Raw genomic sequence first — 18,228 nt, forward strand, 5'->3', positions numbered from 1 at the left:
GCCGCCCCCGAATTCCGTTGTCCTCACCATGGTTTGAGGTCCAGCCGCCGGGCCAGATCGGACTGGATGAGACCCTTCGGGTCGTATCTCCTGACGATCCCGCGCCATTGGTCGATCTCCGGATACATCCGCTCCAGCTGTTCCTTCGTCACGCACGAGTCCTTGGCCAGGTAGACCCGCCCGCCCAGGTCGATCACGACCTCGGTGAAGGACCGGAGCACGCCGAGCACGCCCGCTCCGTCGGGGATCTGGGTGCTCAGCGTGCAGCCCTCGCGGGGGAAGGAGAGCAGGCCCGGGGAGCGGTGGCCGCCCAGCCGCTTGGCGACGGTGAAGTAGCTGTGCAGGCCGGCCCGGTCGAGCATGCCGCCGAGTATGCGCACGGCCTCGTCGAAGACCTCGGCGGTCACCGTGAACTGGTACTCGTGGAAGCCCCGGCGGCCGAACAGGTTGCTGCGGAACTCGAAGCGGTCGCCCCAGTAGTTGAGGTCGATCACGTGCATCGTCCGGTCCAGCCGACGGTGCGCGAGATGGCGCAGCCGGTCGAGGCTGCCGAGCACCACCGGGGTGGCGAGGTTGACCCGCAGCGCGCCCCGGCGGCGCGGATCCCGGTCGCGGGGCTGGTCGGCCGCGACGTGCTCGGCGCGGTAGTGCAGCCCGGACGCCTGCCGGCAGGGGTGCCGCAGCCAGCCGAACTGGTAGCCGCAGTCGGCCTGTTCGAGCAGCCGCCCGAGGCCGGAGGTGCGGGTGAACGGGACGGCGCGCACCCGTACCGTGTCCGAGACGACGGGCACCAGCCGCAGCCGGGCCGAGGTGATCAGGCCGGTCAGCCCGATCCCGCCGATGGTCGCGGCGAACAGGTCGGGGTGGCTGTCGGGCGAGGCCGTGACCAGGCTGCCGTCCACGGTGAGCAGGGTGAGGTCGAGGACGTGGCTGCCGAAACTGCCCTGGCGGGTGTGGTTCTTGCCGTGGATGTCGTTGCCGATCGCACCGCCGACGGTGGCCCAGCGGGTGCCGCCGTAGACCGGCACGGCCCAGCCGCTGCCGCTGACCGCGAGGTGCAGCGCCAGCAGCGGGGTCCCGCTGGCGCACTCGATGACGCCGTCGGCGCGGTCGAAGTCGAGGATGCCGTGCAGTTCCCCGGAGGTGATGGTGGTGCCGTTCGAGACGTACGCGCAGTCGCCGAAGCTGCGCCCGGCGCCGCGGAAGATGACCGGGCCGGCCAGTTGGTCGAGAGCGGCCGTCATGGCCCGGTTGTAGGGGACCAGCCGGGTGCGGGTGGGCAGCAGGTGGGACCAGCTCGCGATCGGGACCTGGGTGTCAGCCACGGCGGCCTACCTGACTGATCGTCAACTGTCCGGGTGTCGGTGCGGGGTGCGCGAAGAAGTCCCGGACGGCGTCGGCTATCCGGTCGATCTGGCGCTCCCCCAGCGTCGGGTGGCTGGGCAGCCTGAGCAGTTGGGCGTCGGCCCGGCGGGAGTGGACCAGGTCGGCGGTGGCGGCGGCGAACTGCGGTAGCCGCGAGCAGTCGCGGAAGTCGCCGGCGGTGGCCGTCACCCCGCGTCCGGCCAGGAAGGCGACGAGGCCGGGTGGATCGGGGACGTGGATCCCGAAGTACGCGGCGTTGGAGAGCCCGTGGCGGTCCTCCGCCAGCCAGCCGATCTCCGGCATGCCGGCCAGGCGCTCCCGGATCCGCTGCCGCACCGCCCGCCTGGCCCGGATGTTCGCGTCGAGCCGCCCGAGCTGGGCCGCGAGCATGGGCCGCATGAAGTCGCGGTAGGGCGACCGGCCGTCGGGGTCGAAGCGGTAGCCGGGGTCGTTGCGCGCGGGTTCCAGAATCCGGCTCAGGCCCCCGTGACCGCGCCGGGCCAGCGCCCGCGACAGACGCAGGACGGGCTCGACGGACCAGTCGGCCACCGGTGTCTGGGTGACGGCCGAGCCGGCGGCACGCGAACCGAGCGAGACGAACGCCTCGACGGGTGAGGGGTGGTGGCCGGGCAGCGGGCCGGCCGCCGCGAGGTCCTCGGGCACGGCCAGCATGCCACCGCCGAAGGTGTTGACGATCTTCTGGATGCCGAAGCTGAACAGTGCGCCGTCCGAGTCCGCACCGACCTGCGCGCCGTCCGCCGTGCGGGTGCCGACGGCGTGCGCGCAGTCCTCGAACAGCAGCAGCCCGAACCGGCGGCAGACCGCACGGATGGCGGGCAGGTCGGCGGGGTGCCCGAACATGTGCGTGACCACGACCAGGCGGGTCCGTTCGGTGACCAGGGGGGCGATGCGCTGCGGATCGAGGCAGAGGGTCTCCGGCTCGATGTCGGCGAACACCGGCACCAGGCCCCACTGCCGGAGCACGGCGGCGACCACGTAGAAGTTGAATCCGGCCAGCACGACCTCGTCGCCGGGCGCCAGGCGGCCGCGGCACAGCGCGAGGAAGGCCCACAGGGCGTGGCGGCCGGTGGGCATCGGCAGCAGGCGCCGGCCGGTGAGCCGGCCCGCCCAGACCGATTCCAGCGACAGCTGCCGGTAGGCCCGGCCGCGTCCGGGCGCGGCCAGCAGGGGCAGGTAGTCGGTGGTCCGCAGACAGGAACTGTGGCACGGAATCACTCGGTGCATGGCCGGCCTCCCCCGGTCGGACGTCAGTTGTCCCAGTGGTAGCCGTCGAGGAAGGCGAACGCCTTCGCCTCCCGGGCCACCCGCGCGATCAGGTGCGGCGGCCACGGCTGGGTGTGGCGGCTGCGGTGCGGCGTAGGGTAGAGCAGGCCGACGGCCTGGTCGAGATGCTCACCGTCGGCCTTGAGACCGACGAACTCGCACAGCTCCGCGGTGAGTTCACGAGGCCGCGCGAGGAACTCCTCGTGCCGCACGTGCAGCACCCCGGCTCCGCCGCGGTGTTCGGCGATCGACGCGACCTCGCGGCAGATGGCGAAGTACGCCGCTGTGGTCGACTCCAGGTCCGACATCCGCCGCAGCGCCCAGGTGGTGATGTTGTCGTAGGGGTTGCGGGTGACGTGCACCAGCCTGACCGGCACGCCCCAGCGCCGCTCGAAAGCGTCCAGCGCGGCCGGGTTGCGGGCCAGGCGCAGCGCGGTCAGCCGGCCCTCCTGGTCGCCGATCACCCGCAGGTCGCGGGTGCGGCCCTGCCAGGAGCCGGGTATCGCGTAGCTGTAGCCGGTCAGCCGGCGCCCGCCGCGGGTGAAGCGGCGGACATTGCCGACGATCATGCTGGTGAGCATCGCCGGGGAGTAGCCGCGCTCGATGTAGCGCATCGCGTCGAGCCGGTGGGCCACCAGCGCGTCGGGGTGGGCGTCCAGCACCGAGCCCACGGCGCTGTGGCCGCTGCGCGGATGGCCGATGAACAGGCAGCAGGCGGCGAGGTCGGCGCGCTCGTACCGGCGGGCCCGGGCGTGCACCGAAAGCGAGTCCCAGCGGGTCGCCCAGGACTCGCGCAGTTGCAGCCAGGCGCCGTTGTCGAGCGCGGAGCGACGGATCCGCAGGCTCATGTGCACACCCCTCCCCCGGTCTCGGCGGCCGGGAGGTGCCCGCACCGCTCGCTCATGCCACACCGCCGCGCACGTCCCGGTGCCACAGCGGCGCGCAGCTCCACCGCGCGGCACCCTCGACGAAAGCCCCGCTCGCCAGGGACACCAGCGGCGTCGATCCCGCGCTCAGCACGGCCAGCCACAGGAACACGAACCAGTGGTGGACGTACGGGTAGTACCCGGCGGAGCGCAGTGTCCGGCCGATGCGCCACAGCCCCAGGCCCAGCACCGCACTGCCGGCGGCGATCCACGGGCCCGCCGGCTGGGACAGCAGCAGCCGGACCGTCAGGCCGGCGGCCACTGCCGCCAGTACCAGCAACCGCAGCAGCATCCACCACCGCTCGGCGGTCCGCGAGCCGCGCCAGCTGGCCGAGTTGATCGACCGCACGGCGGTACGCGGCAGCTTCTCCGTGTACGAGAAGTGCGCCCCGACGGCAAGCGGGAGCGCGAGGAGGAGCGCGTTGCTCCCGACGGTCGTCGGCACGGAGACCACGGGGAACAGCGCCGGCGCCGCGACCAGCACGACCGCCGCGTCCCGGTGACCGCCGTGGCGCCCCCGCAGCGGCCAGCCCCGGCGCCCGGTGGTCACCTTGGCCACGTAGCCGAAGACCGCGGCCAGGCAGAGGCTCCAGCCCAGGCAGCGCGCCAACGACGCCGGCCCGCCCTGGCCGGCGAGCCGGCCGGCCAGCGCCGGGGCGAGCAGCAGGGTCGCGGCCAGCAGCGGCACCCCGAGCAGCAGCGCCGGTGTCCGGGGCCGCCAGTCGGGCCGGGCGATGTTGCCGCGCGTGCGTTCCGGCTGCGGCCGGGTGTGCAGCTCCCACCACCGCGCGCACAGGCGCTCCGCGAGCTGCGGCCGGGTGCCCACCGCCGGCGGCTCAGTGCTCGCGCCGGAAGGCGGCGTCGACGTACTTGACTTCGTCGGACCGGGCATCCCGCACCACCTCCAGCACATCGCACAGGACGAAGCCGAGACGGGCCGCCTCGGCGGTGAAGTCGGCGAACCGGTAGCCGCCCGTGAAGCGCCTGGCGACCGACACCTCGGCGATCAGCAGCTCGGTGTCCCGCAGGAACTCCCGTGCCCCCGCGAGCACTTCCAGTTCGAAGCCCTCGGTGTCGAGCTTCAGCAGGTACGGCGGCCGCAGCCGGCCGGCCGTCCGAAGCGCGTCGAGCGTGGTCACCGGTACCGCGCGCGCCTCCAGCGGGTCTCCGGTCGCGGTGAGCGCGGTGCGTTCGAGGAAGGAGCTGCGACCCGCCCGGCGCGGCTCCAGGCGCAGGTCCCGGATCTCCTCCTGGCGCCCGGCGGCGCACAGGTGGTACTCGCCCCGCACACCGCGCAGGATCTCGCGCAGCTGCGGCTCGCACTCCGCCCGGGGCTCGACCAGCACGTGGTAGGCGTCCGGGAACGCCTCGTACAGCACCGGCGTGCCCTGGGACACCCCGACGTCGACCACGGTCCGCGGGCAGCCGGCCAGGGCGCGCAGGCGTTGCGCCGGCCAGCCCGGCCCCGCCATGGGGCTTGGCCGTGTCATGGCGTCTCCATCCGGTAGGTGGTGATCAGGGGCTTGTGGTCGGACGGGGAGAGGCCGTCGACGAAGAAGTCCACCGCCTCGGTGGACATCGGCGCGATCGGTCCCCGGTGCAGCATCCAGTCGGCGACGCTGGGTATCCCACCGGCGGTCGGCACCGACGGGATGGTGGGCCGCGGCGTACGGCCGAGGGCCGAGAAGGAGTCGTCGAGGCCGGCCTCGCGCAGTACCCGCAGCGGATGGAAGAAGTCGTTGAGGTCCCCGGTGAAGACCACGGCCTCGCGCGCCGGGGCGATCCGGGCGAGCGCCGCCGCGGTCGCCCTGGCCTGGGCCGGGCGCGGGCTGATACCGGTGCGCAGCTCGCTCGGGTGGCCGGGCCAGGTGTAGTGGGCGGTGGCGACCACCAGGGTCGTGGCCGGTTCGTCGCACCGGCGCAGGCGGACCCAGTACAGCCCCCGCTCCGCCTCCGGTTGCCCGATGTCCTCGCGCCCGTACGCCACCGGCTCGAACAGGCCGCGGTGCCAGTAGATGGTGCTCTCGCTGCTCCAGCCGGGGAACGCGTCCGCCACCCGGTCGTGACCCTCCAGCGACGCGTCGATCGCCGTCCGGACCTCGGGCGACAGTTCCTGGACGGCGAGGATGTCCGGGCGGTGGCCGCGCAGGAACGCATCCAGCGGCCGCGCCCGGTCCGGCCAGCGCCGGGTCCGCCAGAGGTTCAGCGAGCAGACCACGAACCTCGGCTGCGCGGCGCTCACCATCCCGCCTGCCGAGCCGCCCGCTTGGCCGTGACGACCTCCTCGATCAGCTCCGCCCACCGGCCCGCGGCCGTCCGGGGAGCGAGCAGCTCCTCGGCCAGGCGCCGCCCGGCCAGGCCCATGGCGGCCCGCTCGTCGGCGGAGAGCTTCGCGAACCGCCGGACGGCTTCGGCGATGCCGTGCGGCTCGCGCGGGTCGAAGAGGAAGCCGTTCTCGCCCTCCCGCACCAGCCGGTGGTTGTCGCTGACCGCACTCGCCAGGACGGGCAGGCCGCAGGCCAGCGCCTCGCACACCACGTTGGGCAGGCTCTCGTACCGGGAGGGCAGGCAGAGCACGTCGGCCTGCTGGTAGAGCGGGACGACGTCGGTGACCGGAGGGTGCACCCGGAAGACCTCCTCCAGCCCGGACCGGCGCAGGACGTCGAGCAGTTCCAGGTACGGGCGCGAGCGCTCCGAGGGCGTCTGCCCCCGGAAGAAGTTGTTGCCGTACCAGTCGACGGTGACCTCGAGCGCCGGGTCGGTGGTGCGCAGCAGCCGCAGCGCGGCGGCCAGCGCGAGGAAGTTCTTCTCCGGGCGGAAGCGGCCGACCGCCAGCACCCGCAGCGCCCCGTGCGGGGGCGGCGGGCTGTCGGCCGGCCGGAAGTGCTCCAGGTCGACGCTGTTGGTGATCTGCCGCAGCCGGGGGCCCAGCCACGGCGCCGCACCCCGGACGTACTGCTCCAGGTGCACGGAGTTCGCCACCACCGCGTCCGCCAGGCGGTGGAACTGGAAGTACGTCAGATCCCGCACGCTGCGTCCGCCCTCCTTCCCGGTGCGCTCGGAGACGATCAGCGCGAACCGCCGCGCGGGCAGGCCGGTCAGCTCCGCCAGCAGGCCGGGCCGCCGCAGGAAGGCGATCACCACGTCCGGTTCGGCGGCCCGCACGATCCGCCGCAGCGCGCGCAGCCGCCGCCAGGGCGGCATCACCGGGACCTCCGTCACCTGGACACCCGCGCGCTCGAACTGGCCCCGGAAGTGGTCGCGGTGGTTGTAGTCGACCAGGTGGTACGCCACCAGCGACACCCGGTGGCCAAGACCGCCGAGCTGCACGGCCAGGTTGTAGAGCTGCCGCTGCGCACCACCGGTGGTGAGCGCCTCGATCAGGAACACCACGCGGCGTCCGCCCGGGCCGCTCACGCGGGACGTCCCCAGGTCACCCGGCCGAGCACGGTGAAGCTGAGCACGCCGTCCCGGGCGTACGGGCGCAGCAGCCTGCGGAAGCCCTCGCGGAACGCGCGGGACCGCTCCAGGCCGAGGTCCTCCACCCGGAACGCCTCCCTGGAGTGGAAGGAGGTGATGTAGTCCTCGACCGGCTGACGGACCGTCAGCCGCGGTGTGGTCCGCTCGCCCTGCCGCTGGAACAGCCCCCGCCGCTCCAGCTCGGCGGTGATGTCCCGGCGCGGGCGGGAGGTCGCCCAGCCGGCCAGGTAGCGCTCCTCGGCGGCCCGCCACGGCACCTCCCGGGTGCTCCTGGGCACCGCCAGCACACCGGCGTCGGTGAGCAGGCGGCGGCAGTGCGGCAGGACGATCTCGCAGCGCATCCAGTGCAGACTCCGCCCGGCCGTGATCAGGCCGTACCGCTCGTCGGTGTCGAACTCCTCGGCCGTGGCGCAGATCCACCGGATGGCGGGGTGATCACCGCCCGGCAGCCGGCGCCCTTCGGCGATCATCTGCGGCGCGGCGTCCAGCGCGTCGACCCGCCGGACGTGCGGGGCGAGCCGGCGGGCCAGTGTGCCGGGGCCGCAGCCCAGGTCCAGCACGATCCGCGGCTGCGAACCGAGCAGGCCGAGCAGGATCTCGTCGACCTCGGGAGGGTACGGCGCCCGCCGGCTGTACGCCCGGGCGACGCCCGCGCTGCGGTAGCGCCCGGCCAGTGCCGCTCGGTCGCGGTCGGCGCCGGTCGGTGGCTGGGCCCGCTCGTTACCTGCCCCCATCGTCACTCGCTCCTCTCGTCCGGGGTGCCCCGAGGCCCCGCTGCCAGGACAGATACTGCGCGGTGGCCGCCGCCGCCTCGCCCAGGCGCGACGGGAGCCGGCCGGGCTCGGCCGGGGCGAAGATCCTCGGCAGCAGGTTCGGGGCCGCCTCGGCGGTGAGCAGGCCGCGCACCGCGGCGAGGCCCAGCCGGTACCCGCCGGCCGGGACCTGGCGCGCCGCGTACGGCCCGATGTCGGCCGTGCCGCCGTTGGGGTAGGCGAAGTACCGGCACGGCCCGCACAGCGTCTCGATCTGCCGCCTGCTGTCGGCCAGTTGGCGGCGCACCTCGGCCGGGCTCTCGCGCTCGTGCAGGATCGCGTGGTCGTGGCCGTGCGAGCCGATCTCGGCTCCCGCCCGGGCCAGCGCGCGTACCCCGGCCCAGTCCAGCACCGTGTCGGCCGCGAACCTCCGCTCGACCTCCGGCCAGTCGTCGGCCGGCAGCAGGCCCTTGAGCTCCCCGACCAGGCGGTGCACCACCCGCAGGTCGGCCGCCTTCAGCACGGGCAGCAGGTCGGCCACGGCCAGCCGCCGCGAGCTGCGGTCGCCGAGCCGGTACGTCCGGGCCACGCTCGGCAGCCGCACCTCGCCCGGCGGCGCCGTGTGCAGTGCCGCGCGCAGCACGTGGGTGGGAAACCGCTCGCCGGTGGTGATGTGACGGGTGCTCACGAACACCGCGAACGGGATCCGTCGCTCGCGCAGCAGCGGCTCGGCGACGTCGAGGACGTTGCGGTACCCGTCGTCGAAGGTGATCGCCGCCTTGGGCGCGCCCAGCGGCCGGCCGTCCAGCAGGTGGTCGGCGAGCACGTCGAGCGGGACGAGTTCGTGGCTGCGGGCGAGCTGGTCGAGCTGCTCGCGGAACGTCTCGGCGGGCACCTGCACGGTCTGCACGTCCGGGTCGACGGCGTCCGCGGACACCCCGTGGTAGCAGAGGACGGCGGCGGTGCCCGGCGGGGGCGGGAGGATGTCGGTCACAGTCCGGTGTCACCCAGGCTCTCGGAGACGTACAGGCTCGGGGGGTCGGGCAGCAGGCCGGCCGGGGCGCGCAGCCGTCCGGTCGGTGGCGGTGCCGCGCCCTGCCACGCCCCGAGCCGGCGCAGCCGCCGGGTGACGCGCGGCTCCAGCGGCGGGACGTGCACCAGGGCGCAGCCCGCGCGCCCGGCCTCGGCGGCCGCGCCCAGGCACAGGGTGTCGATGGCGTCGGTGTCCGAGAAGTCGGCCCACAGGTCGCGCAGCCGCAGCACGGACACCCCCTCGGCCTCGACGCGCTGCGCGACGGCGAAGCCGCACAGCGCGCCGTCCCTCAGCGCGGCCAGCAGGATCTTGCGGTGGTGGGCGCCGGCGAAGCAGTACCAGCGGACGGTGGCGGCGGACCGGAGCGCGGCGCCGGTGAACTGACGGCCGGTCCGCTCCCACAGGGCGTCGAAGCGCTCGTCGGTGTCGGGTAGCACGACGGCTTCGCAGCCGGGCGGTGTGCGGGGTTCGCTCCCGGTGCCGGGGCGCGGGGTGATGCCGAGCCGGGCGGCGTAGGCGCGGGCGGCCGGCCCGGTCCTGCTCAGCGGGCCGGCCGGCAGCAGGCTCACGGTCGAGTCGCCGCCGAGGAGCGGCGAGAAGCCCAGCCGGTCCATGATCAGCCGTGCCCGGGCGTTCGGGGTGGAGTACACGGCCACGCCGCCCCGGGCGGCCGTGGCGTGGGCGAACAGCAGCGCGAGGCTCTCGCCCCGGAACTCCTCCCGCACCCGCCAGGTCGTGGCGTTCCAGACCTCCACCGGCCTGCCGTCCAGTTGCAGGTGGGAGGGCACGTTGCCGAGGAAGCCCACGACCGCGCCGGCCTGGTGCAGCAGCCAGCCGCGCGGCTGCGCGCCGGTGAAGGCGGGGTTGCGGTGCCACCACAGAGCGAGCCGGTCCTGCCAGAACGCCGGGCCGCGCCGTTCGCCGGGGAAGGTGCCGAGGAAGTCGACCAGGGCCGGCTCGTCGTCCGCCGTCACCACGCGGACCGGGCTCATCGGCTCGCCTCCGCGGCCGGCGGCACGTACCGCAGCTTCTTGCCACGGTTCGTCGGCAGCCCGGCGCTGCCGACCAGTACCTTGACCGGCACCTGGTGGCGGGGCAGCCGGGCCCGGCAGTGGCGCTTCACCTCGCCGGCCCTCCGGCGCGGATCCGCCGGGGCGTCGACCCGCACCCTGGCGCAGACGACGGCGCCCATCAGGGCGTTGGGCTCGCCGTAGACGCGGACGTCCCGGACCCACTCCAGCTCCTGGATCACCGCCTCGACCTCCTGCGGGAAGACCTTGTCACCGCCGACACTGATCAGGTCCGACGCCCGGCCGAGGATGCGCAGGTACTCGCCGTCGCGCTCCACCAGGTCGCCGGTGACGAACCAGCCGTCTGCGGTGAAGGGGCTCGGCGCGTTGAGGTAGCCGAGCATCGCGGCCGGGGTCCGCAGCTGCAACACGCCGTCCACCACCCGGTGTTCGACGTCGAGCTTCAGCCACAGCGACTCGCGGGCCCGGGAGTGCGACGGGAACGCCCCGACCTCGATCAGCCCGTAGGTCTGCTTGATCCGGGTACCGGGCAGGGCGGCGTCGAGACGGTCCAGGGTGGCCTGCGGCATGGCCTCGGAGCCGTAGGTGATCAGGCCCAGGGAGCCGAGGTCGTGGCGTTCGTGGGCGCGGCTGAGCAGCATCAGTTGCAGGAAGGTGGGCGAGGTCGGCAGCACCTCGATGCGGTGGCGCGCGACGGCCGCGCACACCGTGTCCGGCCGGCGGTCCGGCAGTGCGTACAGCGTGCCGCCGGTGGCCAGCGTGTGGAACAGCGTGTTCAGGCCGCCCAGATGCTCGAAGACCAGCATGGCGGGCATCCGCAGCGGCGGCCGCGGCTGCCTGAACCGGGCGAGCAGGGCGTCGGCATCGTGCAGCACCGCCTTCGGGCGCCCGGACGAACCGGAGGTGAGCAGCAGCAGGCCGGGCCGCCCGCGCCCGCGCAGTTGCGCGATCAGCGGGTGCACCGGGGGCTGTGGCGCGGTGCCCGGGGTGATGGTCCAGCCATCGGCCGCGTCGATGCCGACGCTGCCCCAGACCGGGGCGACGGCGGCGATCCCGGCGGCCACCGCCGCCGGCCCGTCCCGGTCGACCGGGGCGACGATCGCGTCCCGCTCCAGGAGCGCGAGCAGCAGGGCCGTGGTGTTGGGCGAGTAGTCCGACTCCACCGTCACGACCGCGCCCGCGGGAAGCGAAAGGCGGTCGAAGCGGGAGTGCCAGTCGGCGATGGCGGCAATCAGCCAGCAGTACGAGTAACCCCGGTCGCGCCAGCTCATGAAGTCGCTCTCCCGACTTCCCGGCCGGTCGCCGATCAGAAATCCTGTGTCCATCGATTCTCCGACGATCGGGGTTCAGACACCGCCGTAGTAGAGCGTCTGGCCGGTCATCATTCCGGCTCGCTCACTGAGGAAGAAGTCCACCGCGTGGGTGATTTCCGCCAGTTCTCCGAAACGGGGAAAGGCGAGCCGGTCCAGGACGCGCTCCGCGAGGTTCTGCGGTGGAATGCCGCGGACCAGATCCGTGTCGATCGGCGGGGGGCCGATCGTGTTCACGGTGACTCCGTAGGCCGCGTATTCCTTGGCCAGTACCGAAGTCATCGCCTCGACCGCCGCCTTCGACGCCACATACGCGCTCTCCCCCTCCAGCTTGAGCGGGACGGCGATGGTGGAGAAGTTGACGATACGCCCGTGGCGTTGACGGCGCATCAGTTTCACGGCTTCGCGGGAGAACAGGAACGTGCCGACCACATTGGTGCGCAGCACTCGTTCGAGAGTGGCCACGGGTGTGGTCATCGCCAGGTTCATGGACGCGATGCCGGCGTTGTTCACCAGGGCGTCCAGCCGGCCGTGCCGGGCCCGGACCGTACGGAACAGCTGCGTGACCGCGGGCTCGTCGGCCACGTCGAGGCAGGCGTGGGTGTAGTGCTCGTCGTCCAGATCGCTGGGCTGCCGGCTGCAGCCGTAGGTGTGCCAGCCGCGCCGGGCGAAGGTCTCGGCCAGGTGCCGGCCGATCCCCTTGCGCGAACCCGTGATGACGATGACCCGGTCATGCTCACTCACCCGCCCCCCTCCCGGGAAGCTCCGAACCGAGCACTTCCGCCGCATAGTTCGCCAGCGAAGCAACAGACCGGAACGGGCTGTTCCGCTGCGATAGCGCCTTGTCGTCGACGAGCGAGACCGAAACCGAGAACTCGTCCTGGAGTCTGAGTTCGGTCTCGGCCAGCAACTCCACCAGCCCCAGCGAGTCGAGCCGGCCCTCCGCACCGAACAGGGCTAGTTCCGGAGCCTTTTCCAGGGTCGCGCCGGGCGGCAGCCCTTCGTTCACGACATCGATGGCTTCGTAGATAAGACGGAGAATGACCGTTTCGCGCGTCATGTGCCGGCAGAACCCTTCTCACGGACAACGCTATGAGACGAAGTGGGTCGGCAAAACAACAAGAACAGTCGGAGACAGTGGGTGTACGCTACGCTGTTGAATGCGGCCCGTCAATGCCACCGTCACAGTCTGACCGACCGTCAATGATTGTCGAGAGGGCATCGCATGACGGCCTCGAACCACATCCGCACACCGGCCGACCGCCAACTCCCGGCCTCCGAGCGGAGCCATCCCCAGGTGCTCTCGCACCTCGACGCCCTGGAAGCCGAGTCGGTGCACATCTTCCGCGAGGTGGCAGGCGAGTTCGAGCGTCCGGCGATCGCCGACGCCCGGCTGCTGGTCCTGCCGGACGCCGGCCACGTCTCTATGGAGGAGCACCCGGCCCGCATCGCGCGCGCCTTCCGCGATCTGATCACCACTCGGGCGACAAGTGGGGCCCGCTGACCGGGTGGAGCGGGCAGGCCGGCGGCCGTCGCGACGTCACGCTCGACCCGTGGCCGGTGGTCAGCTGCCCGCGGTCACGGCTTTGAGCTCGTCGAGCGACTCCCGGATGAGCTGCGACAGGTCTGGCTGGTTGATCGAGTCGGCCGAGTCGACCGGGTTGATCCAGCGTTCGAACGCGACCTTGAAGACAGCGATCCCCGTCTCGGCAGCCAGACTCGCGGCCGGCTCCGTGACGCCGCGTCCGCGCAACGCGTCGGCGATCGCGGAGGCGAGCGAGGCGAGCTTGATCAGCTCGCGCTCCCGGAGCTCTGCGTTCGCCGCGATGACGGCCTGGCGCTGCCGGGCGTGTTCGCGGCGCTCCCGGAACGGGGCGGCGGCAGCTTCGAGGGCCGCGGCCACGGCGTCGATCGGCGCCATGGAATCAGGTGCGCCGACGACGGCGTTCACGAAGAGCTCCTGCAGCGATCCCGCGCCCGCGAACAGGACTTCGCGCTTGTCGGCGAAGTGCCGGAAGAACGTCCGTTCCGTGAGTCCCGCCTGCTTGGCGATCTCCGCCACGGTGGTCTGTTCGAATCCGCGCTCAAGGTAGAGCTCCAGTGCTGCCTGCTCCAGCCGGCCGCGCGCGTTCGGCTCCCATCGACTCATGCCCCTGATCCTATGTGATGACAGCAGCTGCCATCACATGTACGCTGATGACAGTCACTGACATCGGTCGTCCCGGCGCAAGCTCTGCGCCGCCGGACGGCTGACCGAACTGGAGGCTTCCCATGCGCGTTCTCATCACCGGCGCATCCGGCTGGATCGGCTCCGCAGTCGTTCCCGAGCTCATCGGCGCGGGCCATCAGGTCGTCGGGCTCGCCCGCTCGGACGCCTCGGCCGCCGCCCTCACCGCGGCCGGGGCCGAGGTGCACCGGGGCACCCTCGACGACCTCGACACCCTGCGGAGTGCAGCCGCCGCGTCGGACGGCGTGATCCACCTCGCGTTCAAGCACGACATCGCCTTCTCGGGCGACTACCAAGGCGCCGCCGACGCGGATCGCCGCGCCATCGAGGCCTTCGGCGAGGCGCTCGCGGGCTCCGATCGACCGTTCGTCATCGCCTCCGGGGTGCTCGGGCTCGCACCGGGTCGGGTGGGAACCGAACGGGACGGGCATGCTCCCGAGCCGGGTGCGAAGGCTCCGGCCGGCGGCCCGCAGGCCCGGATGGCCAATGCGCAGCTGACGCTCGCCCTCGCCTCCCACGGCGTCCGCTCGTCCGTTGTGCGGCTTGCTCCGACGGTTCACGGTGACGGAGACAACGGGTTCCTCGCGACCCTGGTCGGGATCGCCCGCAGCAAGGGTGTCTCGGGCTACATCGGCGACGGCTCCAACCGCTGGCCCGCCGTGCACCGGCTCGATGCCGCGCGCCTCTTCCGTCTGGCGCTGGAGAAGGCCCCGGCGGGATCGACGCTGCACGGGGTCGCGGAGCAGGGCGTGCCGGTCCGCGACATCGCCGAGGTGATCGGGCGGCACCTCGAACTGCCGGTGGCCGCCACCAACCCCGAGGACGCGGGCCAGCACTTCGGCTGGCTGGCCGGCTTCCTCGCGGCCGACAGCCCGGCCTCGAACACGCTGACCCGCGAACTGCTGGGGTGGCAGCCCGCACATCCCGGGCTCCTCGACGACCTCGACCAGGGCCACTACTTCCACACCCCGTCCGCATGACCAGCCGCACCCGGGGGGATCGGCCTCCCGGCTTCGCCGATCCCCCCGGGTGCCGTCTGAACCGCAGTGGACATCCCGGTCGACCGATGGGCTCGATGACCTGGGCCCGATGACCGGCGAACTCGTCGGACCGGGGTGACCACTACACGGCGGAGCCTCGACCTTGGAAGCCCGACGGACACTCCTTCGCTCTGTGTGCACATGGAAGCCCGCTGAGATCGAGAACGGCTGGCCGGCACACCGATCAGTGCTGGCAGTGGAGTTCGGGGAATGCCCTCCGTGCTGCCCGCTCCCTGGCTACGGTGCAGTCGTGCCCGTGGAGTTTCCGGGAACGGCTGCTCTCCACCGAGTACTACATCCGCCACGACCCGCTCTCCACGGCAACACCCCGGGGCGAACTGACGACCTGACAGGCAGAGCCGGGCCTCCCCCACCTACGGTGGCCGCGGTCCACGATGGCGGGAAGGGGCCCGGCCGGTCATGGAACATCCCTGCGGGGAGACGGCACCGATCAGCACACCATGCGGTGTCCCCGGGCACCGATCTCCGTTGCCCGGTAAGGAAGTTCCGCTCTACCGGCCAAGCGCGGCCATCGCCGCGTTGTGCCCGGGGATACCGCTGACGCCCCCGCCTCGTACGGCGCCCGCCCCGCACAGCAGGACGTTGGCGTGGGCGGTCGCCACGCCCCAGCGGTCGCCGACATCATGACCGTAGGGGAAGGCCAGTTCCCGGTGGAAGATGTTCCCGCCGGGGAGGCCGAGCTCGTGCTCCAGGTCCAACGGGCTCTTCACTTCGATGCACGGGCGTCCGTGGTCGTCCGTCGCCAGGCAGTCTGCGAGTGGTTCGTCCAGGAACGCGTTGAGCGGCTCCAGGACGGCTTCGAGCGCCGCGTCGCGGATCGCGGCGCCGCCGTCCGCGAAGAGGCGGGCCGGCAGATGCAGCCCGAAGAGCGTGAGGGTCTGGTAGCCCTGGGCAGCGAGGTCGTGGCCGAGGATCGAGGGGTCGGTGAGGGAGTGGCAGTAGATCTCGGAGGGAGCGGCCGCAGGCAGCCGTCCGGCTGCGGCGTCCCGGTACGCAGCCTCCAACTCGCGGTAGGACTCGGCGATATGGAAGGTTCCGGCAAAGGCCTCCCGTGGGTCCACCGAACTGTCCCGGAGTCGTGGCAGCCGCCGCAGCAGCATGTTCACCTTGAGCTGCGAGCCCTCCGGCCCGGGGGCGGCCGGCCGCTCGCCGAGCAACCGGGCCAGGGTCTGCGGCGCGGCATTGCACAGCACCTGCCGGGCCCCCACCCGGTGCTCGGTGTCCCCGGCGCGGTAGGTCACCTCCGCAGTGGTGCCATCGGTGGCCACTGCCGTCACCTCGCAACCGGTGCGGAGCTGCGCACCTGCCGCCCGCGCCGCGTCGGCCAGCGCCTCGGTGAGCGCGCCCATGCCGCCGATCGGGACGTCCCAGTCCCCGGTGCCACCGCCGATCACGTGGTAGAGGAAGCACCGGTTCTGACGCAGTGACGGATCGTGGGCATGCGTGAAGGTGCCTATCAGCGCGTCGGTCAGGACCAGCCCCCGGACGAGGTCGTCCGCGAAGCGGCGCTCCAGAGCCTCGCCGATCGGCCGCTCGAAGAGTTCCTCCCAGGCCTCCGGGTCAGCCACCCGCCGCTGCAACTCCGCGCGGCTCGGCAGCGGTTCGGTGAGCGAGGGGAAGACCCGCTCGGCCACCCTGCGGGTCATACCGTAGAACTCGCTCCAGGAGTCGAACTCCTTTTCCGAACCGGTCAGTTCACGGAAGCCGGCGGCGGTCCGCGCCTGGTCCGAACCATCCACGAGCAGTCCGGTCGACCGGCCGCCGCGCACGGTCGGAGTGTACGAGGAGATCCGCCGCCGCTGCACGGCGAAGCTCAGCCCCAGCTCGGCGATGATCTTTCTGGGCAGCAGGCTCACCAGATAGGAGTACTGGGACAGCTGTGCCTCCATACCGGAGAACGCCCGTGTGGACACGGCCGCGCCGCCGGTCCGGCCGAGCCGCTCCAGGACCAGCACGCTGCGCCCGGCGCGGGCCAGATAGGCGGCGGCGACCAGGCCGTTGTGGCCACCGCCGACGATGACGGCGTCGTAGCTGGAGCGACCGGGCGGCGACGGTGCGGTGCCAGGAGCGAACTCGGGCTGCATGCGCCCGTCCTATCAGGGCGCGCTGGTGTTGACCAGTGGGCCGACGTCCGGATTCGACGATGTCCGGAGACGCGCGAGTACAGCAAATGTATGTCCGCGAGCGGTCCGAGGAATCGCCGAGCGGGCGAGCTCACCGAGAAGATCGCCACCAGCAACCGCGGCGTCCCCGCCCCTACCGCCCAGGGCAGCCTCGGCGTACACCTGACGTACTGGCTTGAGACCGTCGCCGTCCACCGCCTCCGCGAGAACACCCACACCCGCTACACCGCCTGCGTCCGGCTCTACCTCATACCCGGCCTCGGGCGGAAGAAGCTCGCCAAACTCACCGCCAAGGACGTCCGCACCTGGCTCGACCAGCTCCGCACCCGCCGCCAGTGCTGCGCACGCGGCCTCGACGCCGGCCGCGACCCCAACGCACCGGAGGCAGCCGGTCGGCCGCGCTGCTGCGCGATCGGGAAGTGCTGCGGCAAGCGGCTCTCCCCGCTGACCCTTGCCTACGTCCACTCCGTGCTCAAGTCCGCGCTGGAGCACACCGTCCGCGAGGAGGAGATCCCGCGCAACGTCGCCCGCAACGTCCGCATGGGCACACCCCGACCCCGCCGCTTCGAGCCACTCACCGCCGACGAGGCACGTCAGTTCCTCGCCGCTACCCACGGCCACCGGCTTCAGGCACTGTTCGAACTCGCCCTGCGCACTGGTCTCCGCAAGGGCGAACTCCTGGGGCTGCGTTGGAAAGACCTCGACCTCGCGGGCGGCACTGCCAGCATCCGCCGTACCCTCGGACGGTCCGATCCGGGCCCGCGCGAACGCCATGCTCCGCCTCATCGACGCCTACGACTTCGAGATCGATCTGGCCGACAGGTGGCTACGAGCCCGCCTCGCCACCCACACCGGCTACCACGCACTGTGCACCCTGCCCGGCGTCGGCCCCACGCTCGCAGCCGTTCTCACCGCCGAGATCGGCGAGGTCGACCGCTTCTCCGATGCCGCTCACCTGTGCTCCTGGGCCGGTATGACACCACGTCACCGCGAGTCGGACACCAAGGTCCACCGAGGACGCATCACCAAGCAGGGCTCCCCGCTCGTGCGCTGGGCCGCCATCGAGGCCGTCCAGAGGATTCCCTCCGGCAGCTGGCTCACCTCCACCCGGGCCGCCATCACCGAACGACGCGGCCGCAATATCGCCACCGTCGCGGTGGCCCGCAAGCTACTCACCCTGGTCTACTACGGCCTGCGCGACGGCGAGATCCGCGCCCTACGTCGAGACGAGGCCGCAGCATGACCAGGCACCGTGCCGCGTCCGGGCGCGAGGCCGCGCAACGTCTGACCCCCGCCAAGGCGGCGAGGTCGCCCCGCTGATTGACCCCGCCCGGCCGCACGCCGCACCGCTCCATGCCCCACCCCGGGGCGAAGGGATGACCGGCAGCCGTACCCACGACCTGCCCACCCGGCACCGCCCGGACCCTGGAGACGACACCAAACACCCCCACCACAAGCCCCACCAGGAACCCCGCACCACCACACGAGCACTTCCGGCACCAACATCATCGCGAGCCGCCGCCCGGCCTCAAGGCCGTTCGTCCTCGGCTCCGCCTGCGGGCGCTCCGCCTTGACCCACGGGACGCCCTGCCCGCGTATGCCCAAAACCAGCCGGAACAGCCGACAAGCAAGCCAC

18 protein-coding genes and 1 pseudogene are annotated in these 18,228 nt (G+C 72.6%); 4 read left to right on the forward strand and 15 right to left on the reverse strand.

Annotation, left to right across the window (positions count from 1 at the left end; all coding sequences use genetic code 11):
- Positions 1-23: 23 nt before the first annotated feature.
- Genes UK12_RS18745 through UK12_RS18805 form a run of 13 tightly spaced genes read right to left on the reverse strand, consistent with a single transcriptional unit; the run spans position 24 to position 12,241 of the window.
- Positions 24-1,325 carry an FAD-binding protein gene (locus tag UK12_RS18745; RefSeq protein ID WP_045304174.1) on the reverse strand — a complete coding sequence of 434 codons (1,302 nt, stop codon included), beginning with the start codon at positions 1,323-1,325 and terminating at the stop codon, positions 24-26.
- Entirely contained in the window at positions 1,318-2,610 is a 1,293-nt protein-coding gene (locus UK12_RS36710; protein WP_052681981.1) for a DegT/DnrJ/EryC1/StrS family aminotransferase, read from the reverse strand. Before UK12_RS36710 ends, UK12_RS18745 begins: the two co-directional genes overlap by 8 nt.
- A 23-nt stretch (positions 2,611-2,633) precedes the next feature.
- Positions 2,634-3,497, reverse strand: coding sequence for a hypothetical protein (locus UK12_RS18755; RefSeq protein ID WP_052681982.1), 864 nt, complete (start codon positions 3,495-3,497; stop codon positions 2,634-2,636).
- A gap of 52 nt (positions 3,498-3,549) precedes the next feature.
- Entirely contained in the window at positions 3,550-4,401 is an 852-nt protein-coding gene (locus UK12_RS18760) for a hypothetical protein (protein WP_045304175.1), read from the reverse strand.
- A gap of 10 nt (positions 4,402-4,411) precedes the next feature.
- A complete protein-coding gene (locus UK12_RS18765; protein WP_082119743.1) occupies positions 4,412-5,065 on the reverse strand; it encodes an FkbM family methyltransferase in 654 nt (217 codons plus the stop codon).
- Entirely contained in the window at positions 5,062-5,817 is a 756-nt protein-coding gene (locus UK12_RS18770) for an endonuclease/exonuclease/phosphatase family protein (RefSeq protein WP_197084982.1), read from the reverse strand. The genes UK12_RS18765 and UK12_RS18770 overlap by 4 nt, the downstream gene beginning before the upstream one ends.
- A complete protein-coding gene (locus UK12_RS18775) occupies positions 5,814-6,992 on the reverse strand; it encodes a glycosyltransferase family 4 protein (protein ID WP_045304177.1) in 1,179 nt (392 codons plus the stop codon). Before UK12_RS18775 ends, UK12_RS18770 begins: the two co-directional genes overlap by 4 nt.
- Positions 6,989-7,789, reverse strand: a complete 801-nt coding sequence (locus UK12_RS36715) for a class I SAM-dependent methyltransferase (RefSeq protein WP_052681984.1) — start codon at positions 7,787-7,789, stop codon at positions 6,989-6,991. The genes UK12_RS18775 and UK12_RS36715 overlap by 4 nt, the downstream gene beginning before the upstream one ends.
- A complete protein-coding gene (locus UK12_RS18785; protein ID WP_045304178.1) occupies positions 7,776-8,801 on the reverse strand; it encodes a polysaccharide deacetylase family protein in 1,026 nt (341 codons plus the stop codon). The genes UK12_RS36715 and UK12_RS18785 overlap by 14 nt, the downstream gene beginning before the upstream one ends.
- A complete protein-coding gene (locus UK12_RS18790; protein ID WP_045304179.1) occupies positions 8,798-9,832 on the reverse strand; it encodes a hypothetical protein in 1,035 nt (344 codons plus the stop codon). The genes UK12_RS18785 and UK12_RS18790 overlap by 4 nt, the downstream gene beginning before the upstream one ends.
- On the reverse strand, positions 9,829-11,196 hold the full coding sequence (locus tag UK12_RS18795; protein WP_045304180.1) for an ANL family adenylate-forming protein: 1,368 nt from the start codon (positions 11,194-11,196) through the stop codon (positions 9,829-9,831). The genes UK12_RS18790 and UK12_RS18795 overlap by 4 nt, the downstream gene beginning before the upstream one ends.
- A 21-nt stretch (positions 11,197-11,217) precedes the next feature.
- The gene (locus tag UK12_RS18800) at positions 11,218-11,925 is read right to left on the reverse strand and encodes an SDR family NAD(P)-dependent oxidoreductase (protein ID WP_045304181.1); all 708 of its coding nucleotides are present in this window, start codon (positions 11,923-11,925) and stop codon (positions 11,218-11,220) included.
- Positions 11,918-12,241, reverse strand: a complete 324-nt coding sequence (locus UK12_RS18805; protein ID WP_045304182.1) for a hypothetical protein — start codon at positions 12,239-12,241, stop codon at positions 11,918-11,920. Before UK12_RS18805 ends, UK12_RS18800 begins: the two co-directional genes overlap by 8 nt.
- Positions 12,242-12,406: 165 nt before the next feature.
- On the opposite strand from UK12_RS18805, the gene UK12_RS45070 reads away from it, so the two are divergent.
- Positions 12,407-12,685: an alpha/beta fold hydrolase gene (locus UK12_RS45070; RefSeq protein WP_045304183.1), complete on the forward strand. Its 279-nt coding sequence runs from the start codon at positions 12,407-12,409 to the stop codon at positions 12,683-12,685.
- A gap of 60 nt (positions 12,686-12,745) precedes the next feature.
- Here the strand turns inward: UK12_RS45070 and UK12_RS18815 are convergent, their stop codons facing one another.
- Complete coding sequence (locus tag UK12_RS18815; RefSeq protein WP_045304184.1) at positions 12,746-13,330, reverse strand: TetR family transcriptional regulator; 585 nt, start codon at positions 13,328-13,330, stop codon at positions 12,746-12,748.
- Between the two features lie 122 nt (positions 13,331-13,452).
- Between UK12_RS18815 and UK12_RS18820 the strand changes: the two genes are divergently transcribed.
- Positions 13,453-14,388, forward strand: a complete 936-nt coding sequence (locus UK12_RS18820; protein ID WP_045304185.1) for an SDR family oxidoreductase — start codon at positions 13,453-13,455, stop codon at positions 14,386-14,388.
- Positions 14,389-14,960: 572 nt separating this feature from the next.
- Here the strand turns inward: UK12_RS18820 and UK12_RS18825 are convergent.
- A complete protein-coding gene (locus UK12_RS18825; RefSeq protein ID WP_045304186.1) occupies positions 14,961-16,553 on the reverse strand; it encodes a phytoene desaturase family protein in 1,593 nt (530 codons plus the stop codon).
- A gap of 90 nt (positions 16,554-16,643) precedes the next feature.
- On the opposite strand from UK12_RS18825, the pseudogene UK12_RS45075 reads away from it, so the two are divergent.
- Both UK12_RS45075 and UK12_RS18830 read left to right on the forward strand, forming a co-directional pair.
- Positions 16,644-17,270 (forward strand): annotated as a pseudogene (locus UK12_RS45075) (tyrosine-type recombinase/integrase); the annotation flags it as partial.
- A 94-nt stretch (positions 17,271-17,364) separates the two neighbouring features.
- Positions 17,365-17,835 (forward strand): transposase, encoded by a 471-nt coding sequence (locus UK12_RS18830; protein ID WP_197084983.1) that lies wholly within the window; start codon positions 17,365-17,367, stop codon positions 17,833-17,835.
- The last annotated feature ends 393 nt before the right edge of the window (positions 17,836-18,228 follow it).

This window comes from Saccharothrix sp. ST-888 (assembly GCF_000955975.1).
In the GTDB taxonomy this organism is placed as follows: Bacteria; Actinomycetota; Actinomycetes; order Streptomycetales; family Streptomycetaceae; genus Kitasatospora.

Excerpts from the sequence above, each read along its gene's own strand:
- UK12_RS18805 (WP_045304182.1), bottom strand. The coding sequence starts at position 12,241 with ATGACGCGCGAAACGGTCATTCTCCGTCTTATCTACGAAGCCATCGAT.
- UK12_RS45070 (WP_045304183.1), top strand. The coding sequence starts at position 12,407 with ATGACGGCCTCGAACCACATCCGCACACCGGCCGACCGCCAACTCCCG.
- UK12_RS36710 (WP_052681981.1), bottom strand. The coding sequence starts at position 2,610 with ATGCACCGAGTGATTCCGTGCCACAGTTCCTGTCTGCGGACCACCGAC.
- UK12_RS18820 (WP_045304185.1), top strand. The coding sequence starts at position 13,453 with ATGCGCGTTCTCATCACCGGCGCATCCGGCTGGATCGGCTCCGCAGTC.
- UK12_RS18830 (WP_197084983.1), top strand. The coding sequence starts at position 17,365 with ATGCTCCGCCTCATCGACGCCTACGACTTCGAGATCGATCTGGCCGAC.
- UK12_RS36715 (WP_052681984.1), bottom strand. The coding sequence starts at position 7,789 with ATGGGGGCAGGTAACGAGCGGGCCCAGCCACCGACCGGCGCCGACCGC.
- UK12_RS18790 (WP_045304179.1), bottom strand. The coding sequence starts at position 9,832 with ATGAGCCCGGTCCGCGTGGTGACGGCGGACGACGAGCCGGCCCTGGTC.
- UK12_RS18765 (WP_082119743.1), bottom strand. The coding sequence starts at position 5,065 with ATGACACGGCCAAGCCCCATGGCGGGGCCGGGCTGGCCGGCGCAACGC.
- UK12_RS18825 (WP_045304186.1), bottom strand. The coding sequence starts at position 16,553 with ATGCAGCCCGAGTTCGCTCCTGGCACCGCACCGTCGCCGCCCGGTCGC.
- UK12_RS18755 (WP_052681982.1), bottom strand. The coding sequence starts at position 3,497 with ATGAGCCTGCGGATCCGTCGCTCCGCGCTCGACAACGGCGCCTGGCTG.
- UK12_RS18815 (WP_045304184.1), bottom strand. The coding sequence starts at position 13,330 with ATGAGTCGATGGGAGCCGAACGCGCGCGGCCGGCTGGAGCAGGCAGCA.
- UK12_RS18795 (WP_045304180.1), bottom strand. The coding sequence starts at position 11,196 with ATGGACACAGGATTTCTGATCGGCGACCGGCCGGGAAGTCGGGAGAGC.